Source organism: Lacrimispora sp. (assembly GCF_046972725.1).
GTDB lineage: Bacteria > Bacillota > Clostridia > Lachnospirales > Lachnospiraceae > Lacrimispora.
Genome location: NZ_JBKVXF010000002.1, coordinates 149,305 through 162,340 on the forward strand (window position 1 = coordinate 149,305; position 13,036 = coordinate 162,340).

Here is a 13,036-nt window from a genome sequence, read left to right on the forward strand (position 1 = left end):
TCATAGTACAAGATTTTCACCAGATCAATCGGTTCTAAAACTTTGATTTGTTATATCTACCCAGCCAATACTCACATCACAATCAAATTCCTGTTTAAGAATGTCGGCTAATTCTTGTTGGGCCAGAAGAATGGTTTCTTTATTGACATCAGAGAATCCATCAAGTGGAAAGAAAATATTTTTGGATTGATTCGTAATTTTTCCTTCTTCACTCTGTCTCCATGTCCATCTTCTGGTTCTGACGGAATTTCCACTGGCATAGACAACTTCGCCGTTATCTACAGCTTCTTTCTCTGTATTTCCAAAAGGAATGAAATAATCCTTTTCCTCTGAAAATCGTAATGAAATTCCCCTATTCATGGTATCGATGTCATGAGCACCAATTGGAATTTGATATTTAAGTGATATAGCATTGCCTAAGTCTACGATAGTATTAATATTTGGTAATCCTCTTCCTTTCGATATTCTTGTTAATAATGCCTCTATGGAACACATGTATTTATTTGGATTTATATTTATCTTGCGAAAAGCCTCTCTGTAACATAACACAGATTCAATTTCTTTTACTTTTACTCCCTCAAGAGAGGTTTGACATAACTTTATGTTTTCTTCTAACCGTTTTTGTATGTTTGCATTCTCTGTAGAATTATCTACTCCATATACAGCTACAACCGCAAAACAAACAGTATTTAGTTTTTTGAAAATTTTATCTTCCACTGAAAATTTCATAAGAATATTGTTCTCCTTTCATATGATTAAAATAAGAACCAAACAATGGTATTATTATAAACTCTCTATCAACTGGAGAGTCAAGCGGTAGTTTTGATTTTAATACATTGCCAGATATTCTGACATAAGATAAAATAATTAGTAAAGAGTAGTAACATATAGCTTCAGGAGGTGAAAGTTTGAAAAAAGGATTTAAAGACTGCAATAAGAAATCCCTCTTTACGATTGGGGAAATGGCAAATCTTTTTCATATGAATTTACGCACACTTAGATATTACGATGAACGCGGAATATTAAAACCTGAATATGTAGATCCCCAGACCAATTATCGCTATTACTCTACAAACCAGTTTGAACGGTTAAATACAATAAAGTATTTAAGAGCGTTGGATGTATCTCTAGAGAAAATAGAAAGCTTCTTTGATGAAAAGGATGTAAATACAATATTGTCTATTTTTATAGAACAGCGTAACGATGTAATTAAAAAGCAGATTGAGTTGTCTGGAATTGAAAGGAAAATCGCAAACAGAATTGAACAAATTGAAACAGCACTTTCAGAATCTTACGGTATAGTTGTAATTAAGCAATTACCACAAAGAAAAATTGTATCGCTGGAAGAAAATTTTTCTGCTTCCGATGATTTGGAACCACTTATTCGGAATCTGAGCAAAGATCATAATTTAGATACTGCTATATTTCTGGGAAAAGTTGGAGTATCTATTCGCCAAGAAGATTTAATACAGGAGCGATTTTCACGTTTTTCATCAATCTTTATAATTATGGAAGAGGAGGACAATGTTAATAATTGTGATCATATCTTACCGAAAGGTAATTATGCAACAGTTTATTATCAAGGTACCCATGAAGAAGCCGCACCGTATTATACGTTACTCTTAAATTACATTAAAGAATCGGGATTTCAGATTTCAGGAAACTCTGTTGAGATTACTATAATTGATGATGGAATAACAAGCAATCGTAATAAATTCGTGACAGAACTTCAAATACCTTTTAAATAAAATCTCTAAAGATATTGACCCTAGGGCAATTAGAGGGTTTATAATCCCAGTAAGAACCCTCCATTTATGATGAAAAGGAGGAAAGCAAAAGAGGGAATATCACAAAACGTTTAGTCCCCGCATTCTGCCCGATTGTCAGGAGAAGCCGGGGGATAATAATGAAAAATAAAATCAAAATAAGTGTGTTTTCATAATTGATTGAAAACCGGGAGATGCTTTCAAATGAAATAGTTGAAATAAATCAAAAAAAATGATATGCTACGAAGGTTGATTAAGATCAATAGTCTATATTATATATTGTCAATTATAAAATTATGATAATAAGGATTATGATAGAAAGAGCTTATTTCAATAGGCTCTTTTTTGATAATTAAGAACCACTGTGGATTTTGACCGGGTGACTGGAGTGTGCAGGGCACACGGATAGGAGCAGATATGATACATGTGAAAAACCTTTCCTTTTCATTTCCAGAAAAGGAACTATATAAAAATATTTCATTTACATTGGAAGAGGGGCAGCATTGTGCTTTTATAGGAACAAGCGGCAGCGGAAAGAGTACCTTGACGGATATCATCATGGACCCGGACCGTTTTCTGTTTGATGGAAAGCTGGAGATCGATCCCAATTGCAGAATCGGATATGTAAGCCAGTTTTCCCAGCTTGATAAAGCAAGAGAGATTACGGTCTTTGATTACATTGCAACGGATTTCATCAGGCTTCAACATGAAATTGCCTTAATCTGTACAGAGATGGAGACCTCTGAAGACATCGAGGCGCTTCTTATAAAATACCAAGCGGCCCTAGATGCATTTGATGCCATCGGCGGAGATGATTATGAGAATAACATCAATAAGAAACTGAATCTGGCGGATTTGGGCAGATATGAGAACGCAATGGTGTCCAGCTTAAGCGGCGGTGAATTCAAGCTGATCCAGGTAATTAAGGTAATGCTCACCAACCCTCATCTTATTATCATGGATGAGCCAGATGCATTTTTAGATTTTGAACATATCGATTCCCTGAAAAATTTGATCAATTCTCACAAAGGAACGATGCTTATCATTACCCACAACAGATATTTACTGGATCATTGCTTTGATAAGATCATACACTTGGAAAATAAAGAACTCCAGGAGTTTGATGGAAGATATATGGATTATAAGCTCTCCCTGCTCCAGACAAAGATTGAACTGCAGGAGCTGGCTGCGGCGGATACGGAAGAAATCGAAAGAAATAAAGCCATAGTCAACAAATTGCGAATTGCCGCTACCTATCATACAGAGGCTTCCAGAGGCAAATCCCTGCATGCCAGGGAAAAGGTTCTGGAGAGACTGGAAGCCCGCAGAATCAAGGCACCTTTTGTAGAGATCCGGCAGCCGGAAATCATTTTGCCGGAAGTACAGGTTCCCGGAGAAGCCGCGGTTTTAAATGTCAATGATTATTCTGTGGCTTTTCAGGAGGTTCTTTTAGAAAATGTCAGCTTTGAAATGAAATCAACGGATAAAGCCGCTCTGATTGGTCCAAATGGAACAGGAAAAACAACGTTGCTCCGGGATATTTATGAAAACCGGAAGGATTCCATTGTGCTTGGGGATCACGTAAAAGTGGCATTCCTTTCTCAGATCCAGGGGGAAATGCTGGGGGAAGATCATACGGTTCAGGACGAATTCTTTGAGGCCGGGTTCAAGACCTATGATGCCATCGCCTCTCATATGGAAAAGTATGGTTTCGGAAAGGAGGTTCTCACACAGAAGATTGGAAATTTATCCGGAGGTGAAAAAAATCTGCTCCAATTAGCGAAAATTGCTGTCAGCAAAGCAGATTTTCTTCTTCTTGACGAGCCAACCAGCCATCTGGACACCTATTCTCAAATAGCCCTGGAAAAGGCCATAGGGGATTTTAAGGGCGCGGTTTTGATGGTATCCCATGATTTTAATACCATAGCAAACTGTGCGGATTATGTTTTGATGATCGAAGGTAAGACGGTTCGGAAAATGAGCATACGTAAATTCAGAAAGATGATCTATGCCAATCATTTCAATAAAAATTACCTGGAGATTCAGGATAAGAAAAAAACAGTTGAGACAAGAATCGAATCTGCATTAACGAAGAATGATTTTGAACAGGCAAAGGTTTTGTCCGAAGAGCTGGAGGAGCTGATAAAGCTGCTGTGATTTTAAATGCCTTATGATTGAAATACAAAGTGCTTTTTAATAGATTTCTGTTTAGCCGGTATGGAGGGGAGAAAATGTTCTTAAAACGAGGGATCAGCTATTTACTAATTGCCATTCTTTTTAATATTGTTCTTTTTTTGCACATTTTCCCGGATATTCCGCTTTTAATCCTTGCTGCAACAGGTCTTGTGGGATACTATTTTTATTATCATATCTGCCCGTTGAAATACAAGCCGGCCAAACGGCGTCTTCGTATCCTTTCCGGGGGATACGAGCTCATGCTGGCATCTATGGTATGTTCTTTCATAGAATTTCTGATTTATGGCTGCATCATAATTTCAGACCAACCGGTTCCTCTGCTTATCCTTTTGATCAATGGGCTTATGGCCTGGTTTTTGGCTTTTCTGCTTCTTTTTCATGGGCTTGTGCGCATATTTTTCTGTTCCAGTCAGTTGGGAATTATGGCGAGGCTTGCATTGCTTTTGTTCTGGTGGGTTCCTGGCATCAACTTATTTCTGCTTAGAAAATTTATGACGGTTTCCCGTACAGAATACCGGTTTACGGAGAACAGGAAAAAAGTGCTGGCACAGCGTAAAGAGGATATGGTGTGTGGGACAAAGTATCCGATTTTAATGGTCCACGGCATTTTTTTCCGGGATTGGAAAAGCTTTAATTACTGGGGAAGAATACCAAAGGAGCTTGAAGACAATGGAGCGGTGATCTATTACAGCAATCATCAGTCATCTGCCTCTGTAGAACAATGCGCAAACGAAATCAAACAGAGAATTCTTAGTATCGTACAGGAAACAGGCTGTCAAAAGGTCAACATTATTGCCCATTCCAAAGGCGGACTGGACAGCCGTTATGCCATAAGCTGTCTTGGCATGGATCAATATGCCGCATCTCTTACTACCATCAATACGCCTCATATGGGGTGTAATTATGTTTGTAGAATATTGGACAGAATCCCCCAAAAAACAGTGGCGGCTATCGGAAATAAATACGACGCTCTATACCGGAAGCTAGGTGATGACAACCCTGATTTTTTCAGCGGATTAAAGGATTTAACTGACAGGGAATGTTCCAGGCTTAATAAGATTATGAAAAATGTCCCCGGTGTTTTATATCAGAGTACAGGCTCCAGAATGGTTTCCCATACCAGTGCCATGTTTCCTTTAAGTCTGGGATACTGCATCATTAAATTCTTTGGCGGTGGAGACAACGACGGACTTGTTTCCATAAGCTCCATGGAATGGGGAGAATTTCTTGGAATCATAAGTTCCAAAAGCAGACAGGGAATTTCTCACGGAGATATGATTGACTTGACCAGAAAAAATATAGAAGGCTTTGATGTGTGTGAATTCTATATAGATTTGGTAAGCCAACTGAAATCAAAAGGGTTATAAGTCCTGTCCGTTCCGTTTTTGAAGTGGATAAATGGAAAAATTACAGTTACATACATATGCCAGCGAGCATACCACTGCAAAATATGGAAAGTATTCAAAACCAAATATCTCTGCTCCGATAATGATTGGAGCAATCAATGTATTGGTGGCACTGCCAAATACCGCGCTATAACCGAGTGCGGCAGCAAATGCCGGAGGAAGCCCAAGCCATGAAGCAAGAACAACGCCCAGGGAAGCTCCGATGGAAAACAGGGGAGTGACTTCGCCGCCCTGGAAGCCTGCAGACAGTGTCAGAACGGTAAATACCAGTTTGAATATAAAATCCCATGAAACGATGCCATTGCCGAAACTCATGGAGATCAAATTGGTTCCAAGTCCGGAATAACGTCCTTCCCGGCAAAGAAGGGACAAGATACTTATGGAGATACCAATGATAAAGATCCGCAGCATGGGATTTGTTATCCATTTGGAAAAAAGCTGTTTGGTCTTATGAAGAGAAAGCGCAAAAAGCCCTCCGGTAATGCCAAACAACACTCCAGCCATTAAAAGCTTAGGTGCCAGTTCCCAGGATAAGGACAGGCTGTCTGTCAGTGCAAAAGAAAATTTCTCAAGTCCCAATAAGCCGGAAACACTGTTTGCAGTAAAGGCTGCAGTAAGGGCTGGTAACAGCGCTTTTTGTTCCAGGACTCCAACCGTAAGTACTTCCAGAGCAAAGAATGCTGCGGCAATGGGGGTTCGGAATAAACCGGAAAATCCGGCTGCCATTCCTGCAATCAGCAGTATTTTCCCGCTGTCCTTTACTAGAAACCGCCTGCCGAACCAGTGGCCAATGGTTCCTCCTATCTGAATGGCAACGCCTTCTCTTCCTGCACTTCCCCCAAATAAATGAGTAAGCCAGGTGCTTATAATGGTAAATGGGATAAGCCGGAGAGGAATATCAGGATTTATTCCATGACCAGTCTCAAAAATCAGAGCCATTCCTCTACTGCTGTTCCCGCCGAACTTCTGATAGCACCAGACCAGAATGATACCGATGATGCCGAGAAAAGGAATAAAGCAGAATGGATAGCTCATCCGCATATCTGTAAGATAAAGCAAAATCCTGCCAAATAAAGTGTCCACGAAACCGACAGCAATACCGATGGGAATCGTTATCAGACTTAAAAGAAGGATGTCACGATAGGATAAAATCAGTTTTTTCAATTTATCACCTCCGAAAAAAAGCTGATGATTCCTGCACAATGCAGAAGTCATCAGCGTAAAAGCAGTTTAGGCCAGAGCCATGGAAGAACCTCATTCCCTGCCTGCCAGTATAGCACGGGGATGGTTTTTTTTCAAGGCATATCCTGGATTTGTATACTGGAATTCTATTGCAAATATATGAAGCAAAAACCATGTACATATGCTATGATAAATATTGTAAAAAAATGTCGGAGAATAAAAAGGAGGCTTGTTATCAGTTCTATGGGGGAAGGAAGTCATCGTTGAATCCGGCAAAAAACATCCAAATAAAAAGTGTTGGTAAAGGGGATGCCATGGGGAACAAAAAGAAAGGTTTTACCTATCGGAAACGGATATTTGCATATTTTATGGCGATTTCCATTGTACCGCTTTTGATTCTGGGCTTTTATTCCTATCACAGTGCGGCAATGGCAGTACGCAAAAATATCAGACAGTCCAATGAGACCGCATTGCTGCAGGTGGAGAACAAGGCGGAAAATGTGCTGGATGCGGTGAGGCAGAGTCTGTTAAGTCTGGCGTCGTCCAGTCTGGCCGGGGAGATCGTTAATCAGAAATATGATGACATTCCCTATCCGAAGATCAGGGATTTTATTGATGAGATCATTGGGGACGAGGTGTACATCAATTATGTCAGCGGCTACAGCTTTATTAATTATAAGAACGGCTGGATGCTCAGCAACAAAGGGATGATTCCTGTTGATAAAGCAAATAACGTGCAGTGGCTGAGGGAACTGAGTGCGGACAGAAGAAAGATGTTCTGGATCAATCATGCAGAAAAGGTAGACAGCAGGGAGCTGATCCAGTCAGAATATGCCAATGATAATTACCTTACGTTTGTAGTAAAGGTACCTACCTACGCGGAATTCAGCAATGCTGCTTTTATCTTTAACATTGACAGGAGCTCTTTTGAGGGAATGTTAAAAAAGAGCCTTGCAAATGGCGCACTGGTGGTATTTGACGATAACGGAAAACTGGTCTGTTCGGAAAATCAAGCGGTTGCAGCTTACTATGAACAGCATCCGGATGAGCTGAAACGGCCTGATGTCAGAAGCATCCATACAAAAGAGGGGACCTTTGATATCGTTAAAAAACAGGCAGCTATCAGCGGCTGGACTTTTATTGCAGGATATGATCCGGCACTGGCAGACGGGCAGTTAAAGCAGATTCCTATTACAATGGCTGGGATTATTCTGATGGTTCTCATTGTGAGCGGTCTGATCAGCGGGTTCAGCACCATCCACGTTTATCAGCCGGTAAAGAATCTGGTGACTCAGATTTCCAGCATTGTTCCGGCAAGCGGACAGAAGGAGGCCGGTTCTGATGAGTTTCTTCTCATCAATCAGGGCATCCATACGCTGGCAGGGCATAACGAAGAGCTTCAGAACATGATAGACAGGCAAAAGAACCAGCTGGCGGAGCTGTTTGCCTATCGTCTGATCCGGGGGCGTTTGAACGGGGCGGAGATCAGGCAGACAAAAGAACGGCTTAAGATCACTTTTCTACCCAATCTATGCGTGGTTTCTGTTATTTTCTGTAAAAAAACGGACCGGGAGAGGGAACAGATGGAGCAGGATGTACTGAATCTGGACCAGCTTAAGCGCATGCCGGAAGAAATAAAGAACATTCTTTTATTTCCTCCCTTTATCCATACAAGGGCCATTGTAATGATCATAGACGGAGAAACCAGAGAACGGGTGGAGCAAAAGATTCTGGCGCTTCGAAACTGTCTTTCTGTATTCGCTGATGAAGGATGCAGCGGCTATGTGGATATGGGAGTAAGCCGGATATTTCCGGAAGCCACAGGCTTTGCCAGAGCTTATAATGAAAGCATTGAGGCTTTAAAGATCAATGAATATTATGACAGAGATGAGGATACGGAAGGGATGTCCATGGAGGACAGCTCCGTCACCTATTATGGGGATCTGGCAGGGCAGAGATCAGGAAAAAGCGGATATAATCTGGTTCTTGATACCGAGGTAAAAAAAGCGGTGGACGAGTCTGACCAGGTACGTGCTTTTTCAATTGCAGATGAATTCCTCCGTGATTTAACGAAAAGCGGGGTAGTGCTTTATGAACAGCACTATTATTTACACCGGTTTCTTCTTGCCATATTGTCGGTGCCGGCGGATGCCGGAATCCCCATACATGATATTTTTCCGGAGGGAGAGGACAACCTTTTTGGGCGGTTTAACCAGTTGTACGATTATCAGTCCATCGGCAAATTTTATAAAACTAATGTGATCGTACCGGTTATTACCCGAATGAACCAGTTTCGTAAAAGCAGTTCTGAGGTGGTTTTTCAAAAAATCATGGATCTGATCAGAGAATACCAGGGCGATTTGAGTCTGACAGAATGTGCGGAAAAACTGGGCTATCATCCCAGTTATATCTGGCGTGTCTTAAAAAATACAAAGGATATCACATTTACGGATTATATTGCCAAACAGAAGCTGGAGCTGGCAAAAGGGATGCTGGTGGATACGGATCTGCCGGTGACTGAGATTGCAAACCGGTTAAGCTACAGCAATGCTCAGAATTTCATCCGCCTTTTTAAAAAGCATATGAAAATCACGCCTGGACAGTTTCGAAAACAGAATAAGGGGGAGAGCCTGGAGCGATGACAGAATCTGTCATCAACCCCGGGCTTTTTTGCATGAAAAACTTTCTTAAAGTGCAAATAATTTGTATCATTTATATTAAAGAATGGATTATCCAGGATGTGAAATGGTTGAAAAAGAATAATCAAAATATGGAAACCCTCTGATCCCCCATGCAATAAGAGGATCATTTTAAGCTCTAAAATGAGTATTTTAAAGCAAAATACAAAAATATGCACAAATTTATGATAAAAAACCAGTAAAATATATGTAAATATAATGATTGTTGAAAAATAAACAAAGTGTTGTATGATAATGCCATAAGCAAACAAAAGCAACAAAAAAATAAGAGGGAGGTTCGCTTATGGCAAAAGTAAAAGGTGCCGCTGGTGCTTTGGTTTCTGTTTCGGTAGACAGGGAACCGTTACTAAAGTACATGGTAAGGCACAGATGGATGTATCTGCTGATGCTTCCGGGAGTATTCTACTTCATAATCTTTAAATACGTGCCCATGGCTGGTCTGGTGATTTCATTTCAGAATTACAGTCCGTTTCTGGGGATCGCAAAAAGTGAATGGGTGGGGGCTGAGCATTTTAAGACATTCTTTATGAATCCGGATTTTCAAATGCTTTTTGTCAACACGTTTTCCATTGCACTTTTAAACCTTGTTTTCTTCTTTCCGATGCCCATTATTCTGGCATTGCTTTTGAATGAAATGAAGAATAAGCTGGTAAAAAAGTCCATTCAGACAATGATCTATATCCCCCATTTTATTTCCATGGTAATTGTGGCCAGCTTGACATTTACCCTGTTGAATACGGAAAATGGTGCGGTCAATCAGATTATTTTTGCAATGACAGGACGTAAGCTGGAGTTTTTATCTGACCCTAAGTATTTCCGCTTTATTATTGTCATTCAGAATATCTGGAAAGAAACTGGATGGGGGATGATCATATTCCTTGCGGCTTTGGCGGGAGTAGATACTCAGTTATATGAAGCGGCTCAGGTAGACGGGGCGGGAAAACTAAAGCAGATGTGGCACATTACACTGCCAGCCATTAAAAGTACCATCATTATTATGCTGATCTTAAAGGTGGGTACCTTGTTAAATACAGGTTTTGAGCAGATATTCCTGATGAAGAATTCCTTAAATTCCTCTGTGGCAGAGGTGTTTGATACTTATGTGTATACATTGGGAATTGCTCAGGGCGCATTTTCTTACAGTACGGCGGTAGGGCTGTTTAAATCCGTAGTTGCTACGGTCATGGTTCTTTCCACCAACTGGATCTGTAAAAAATGCGGAGAAACCGGTTTATATTAAGGAGAGGCAGAATGAATATGATAGCAGTGTTTCAAAAAAGAAGTAGAAAGAAAATAAGTCCTGTGGAACGGGCAGGAATGGCCCTGGTTTCCCTGATATGCATTCTGGCGGGCACCTTTACTATACTGCCGTTCCTTTATGTGATCGCAGGCTCCTTTGCTACGGAAAAAGAACTGGTGGAACGGTCCTTTTTTATCATTCCCCATACATTTTCCATGAATGCATACAAATACATCATTGCAGACGGCGGGATATTCCGGGGACTTGGCAATTCCTTTTTTATCATGATTGTGGGTACCTTTATCAATATGCTTTTTACCACGACACTTGCTTATCCGTTGTCAAAAAGCTGGTTAAGGGGAAGAAATCTGGTCCTGAATATCATCATCGTGACCATGCTGTTTTCCGGCGGCATGATCCCAAATTATCTGGTGGTAAAGAATTTGCATCTGCTCGATACTTATATGGCGCTGATCCTTCCGGGAGCAGTCAGTGCATTTAACTTAATCATCATTAAAAACTTTTTTCAAGAGCTTCCAAGAGAGCTTGAGGAGGCGGCAAGAATTGACGGATGCACCGATGTGGGGATTTTTGTAAAGGTGGTTCTGCCTTTGTCAAAGCCTGCACTGGCTTCCGTAGGGCTGTTTTATGCAGTATCCCACTGGAACGATTTCTTCAATTCCCTGATCTATTTAAACAGTACAGGAAAATTTCCGGTGCAGATCATACTGCGGCAGATCGTATTGCTGGCACAGGGAGCCAGCGCCGATGGAAGTGCGGTTGATTTCGGGACAGGCGGAGTTCCGCCGGAACAGGCCGTGAAAATGGCGGCAACCGTAGCGGCAACAATCCCTATTTTATGTGTTTATCCATTTGTCCAGAAATATTTTGAACAGGGAGTTATGGTTGGGGCGGTAAAAGGATAATGGGAAAACCTGTCATATGGTATTGACAGGAAAAAGATTGAGGAGGAGAATTAAAATGAGCAGCAAACATTATGGGAAACGGGCAGCAGCATTTGCCCTGGCAATGGCAGTGGTTTTGGGAAGTATGAGCGGGTGCGGAAAAAAGAGCGGATCAGGTTCTGCAGCTGCCAATGGCAAATACAATTTAAAAGCCATGGCATATGACCATTTCGGTAACCCGATGAAGGGGGAAAACGGGGAGAAAATCGTTAAAATGGTAGAGGATTACACCAATGTGAATCTTGATGTGATGTGGACTCCAAAGGACGGCTATGAGGATAAGCTGAATCTTGTGCTTGCAGGGGGAGGTGACGATATGCCTCAGATCATTGCAACTGAGACAAAATCACCGGCAATCATCAATGCGGCAAGAGCCGGTGCGCTCTGGGAGGTGGAACCTTTTTTAGAGGATTATCCTCACCTGAAAAATTCCAAGGCTGTGGTCAATGACAATATTCGGATAAACGGAAAGCTTTACGGCATATACAGAGGGCGCGCTCTGGGACGTAACGGTCTTTCCTACCGTAAGGACTGGGCGGATAAGTTCGGACTTTTGGCCCCACAGACCATTGAGGATGTCTATCAGATGCTTCACGCATTTACCTATGACGATCCTGACGGAAACGGACAGAATGATACCTATGGTCTTGTGCTGACCAAAGCCACGGCACCTCTTGATATTATGCAGACCTGGTTTGGTGCACCCAATGGCTGGGGAGAGAGGGACGGAAAGCTGGTACCGGCTCATCAGACAGAGGAATATTTAGAGGCTTTGAGATGGTTTAGAAAGCTGTGTGAGGAAGGAATCATTAAAAAAGATTTTCCGACAAGAGATGTGGCAACAAAGGCTGATGATTTAAAGACCCAGAAGGCGGGCATGATGGTTGATGCTCTTGATGACGGCAGAAGAGTCATGGATTATTTTCAGAATCAGAACATTGCAGGACCTGAGATGGACTTTGTGGGAGCCATAAAAAAAGACGAACAGTCTGATGCAAAAACGATGGCCACTCTGGGCTGCCAGGGCTTCTTTGTTATTACAAAAGCGGCTAAGACAGAAGAAGATGTGCGTAAATGCCTGGATTTCCTGGATAAGATGAATGATGAAGACATGATGACTCTGGCAAATTACGGTTTAAAGGATGTCCATTATACCGTAGGATCTGACAAAAGAGTAACAAGAAGCCATGATGCAACTTTAAATCAGGAATATCAGGCTATGAACCAGTTGGTTTCCTATACCGAATATGCACCCAATACAGATCCTTATGTGATTTTAAATGAAACACCTTTCTATGAGAAACAGCAGAAAGTCATCGCCGGCAATGAGCAGTATGCCGTATCGAATCCGGCAGCAGGAATCCTGGGAGATTCGGAGGAATACATTAAAAATGGCGTAGCTCTGGATAAGATCATTGAAGATGGGAGAATACAGTATATCGTCGGTCAGATCGACGAAGCACAGTTAAAGTCCCAGTGGGAGTTATGGGCAAAAAGCGGCGGAGATAAAGTAATTGAAGAAGTAAACGCATCCTATGAGACGTTGAAAAAATAAACCCGAAACGGGATGCGGGAAATGCAG

The 13,036-nt window shown here is 41.4% G+C and carries 9 protein-coding genes and 1 riboswitch; of the genes, 7 read left to right on the forward strand and 2 right to left on the reverse strand.

Annotated features, from left to right (window positions below):
• Positions 1–24 precede the first annotated feature (24 nt).
• The gene (locus ACLTWA_RS08915; protein ID WP_412327347.1) at positions 25–729 is read right to left on the reverse strand and encodes a B3/4 domain-containing protein; all 705 of its coding nucleotides are present in this window, start codon (positions 727–729) and stop codon (positions 25–27) included.
• A gap of 179 nt (positions 730–908) precedes the next feature.
• Here ACLTWA_RS08915 and ACLTWA_RS08920 point away from each other — a divergent pair, with 179 nt between their 5' ends.
• From ACLTWA_RS08920 to ACLTWA_RS08930, 3 genes are all read left to right on the forward strand, one after another.
• Positions 909–1,748: a MerR family transcriptional regulator gene (locus tag ACLTWA_RS08920; RefSeq protein ID WP_412327348.1), complete on the forward strand. Its 840-nt coding sequence runs from the start codon at positions 909–911 to the stop codon at positions 1,746–1,748.
• 435 nt (positions 1,749–2,183) lie between these two features.
• Positions 2,184–3,923 carry an ABC-F family ATP-binding cassette domain-containing protein gene (locus ACLTWA_RS08925; RefSeq protein WP_412327349.1) on the forward strand — a complete coding sequence of 580 codons (1,740 nt, stop codon included), beginning with the start codon at positions 2,184–2,186 and terminating at the stop codon, positions 3,921–3,923.
• A gap of 74 nt (positions 3,924–3,997) precedes the next feature.
• Positions 3,998–5,329, forward strand: coding sequence for an esterase/lipase family protein (locus ACLTWA_RS08930; RefSeq protein ID WP_412327350.1), 1,332 nt, complete (start codon positions 3,998–4,000; stop codon positions 5,327–5,329).
• Here ACLTWA_RS08930 and ACLTWA_RS08935 read toward each other — a convergent pair.
• A complete protein-coding gene (locus tag ACLTWA_RS08935; protein WP_412327351.1) occupies positions 5,324–6,532 on the reverse strand; it encodes a chloride channel protein in 1,209 nt (402 codons plus the stop codon). The two genes, ACLTWA_RS08930 and ACLTWA_RS08935, sit on opposite strands and share 6 nt — an antisense overlap.
• A gap of 34 nt (positions 6,533–6,566) precedes the next feature.
• Positions 6,567–6,639: riboswitch (Fluoride riboswitch) on the reverse strand.
• A 225-nt stretch (positions 6,640–6,864) separates the two neighbouring features.
• On the opposite strand from ACLTWA_RS08935, the gene ACLTWA_RS08940 reads away from it, so the two are divergent.
• From ACLTWA_RS08940 to ACLTWA_RS08955, 4 genes are all read left to right on the forward strand, one after another.
• Positions 6,865–9,192, forward strand: a complete 2,328-nt coding sequence (locus ACLTWA_RS08940; protein ID WP_412327352.1) for a helix-turn-helix domain-containing protein — start codon at positions 6,865–6,867, stop codon at positions 9,190–9,192.
• Positions 9,193–9,532: 340 nt separating this feature from the next.
• Complete coding sequence (locus ACLTWA_RS08945) at positions 9,533–10,489, forward strand: ABC transporter permease (RefSeq protein ID WP_412327353.1); 957 nt, start codon at positions 9,533–9,535, stop codon at positions 10,487–10,489.
• A gap of 11 nt (positions 10,490–10,500) precedes the next feature.
• Positions 10,501–11,415, forward strand: coding sequence for a carbohydrate ABC transporter permease (locus ACLTWA_RS08950; RefSeq protein ID WP_412327354.1), 915 nt, complete (start codon positions 10,501–10,503; stop codon positions 11,413–11,415).
• A gap of 55 nt (positions 11,416–11,470) precedes the next feature.
• Positions 11,471–13,009 carry an extracellular solute-binding protein gene (locus ACLTWA_RS08955; protein WP_412327355.1) on the forward strand — a complete coding sequence of 513 codons (1,539 nt, stop codon included), beginning with the start codon at positions 11,471–11,473 and terminating at the stop codon, positions 13,007–13,009.
• Positions 13,010–13,036 lie beyond the last annotated feature (27 nt).

Coding starts and splice junctions, on each gene's coding strand:
- ACLTWA_RS08915 (WP_412327347.1), bottom strand. CDS start 729: ATGAAATTTTCAGTGGAAGATAAAATTTTCAAAAAACTAAATACTGTT.
- ACLTWA_RS08925 (WP_412327349.1), top strand. CDS start 2,184: ATGATACATGTGAAAAACCTTTCCTTTTCATTTCCAGAAAAGGAACTA.
- ACLTWA_RS08930 (WP_412327350.1), top strand. CDS start 3,998: ATGTTCTTAAAACGAGGGATCAGCTATTTACTAATTGCCATTCTTTTT.
- ACLTWA_RS08940 (WP_412327352.1), top strand. CDS start 6,865: ATGGGGAACAAAAAGAAAGGTTTTACCTATCGGAAACGGATATTTGCA.
- ACLTWA_RS08945 (WP_412327353.1), top strand. CDS start 9,533: ATGGCAAAAGTAAAAGGTGCCGCTGGTGCTTTGGTTTCTGTTTCGGTA.
- ACLTWA_RS08950 (WP_412327354.1), top strand. CDS start 10,501: ATGAATATGATAGCAGTGTTTCAAAAAAGAAGTAGAAAGAAAATAAGT.
- ACLTWA_RS08955 (WP_412327355.1), top strand. CDS start 11,471: ATGAGCAGCAAACATTATGGGAAACGGGCAGCAGCATTTGCCCTGGCA.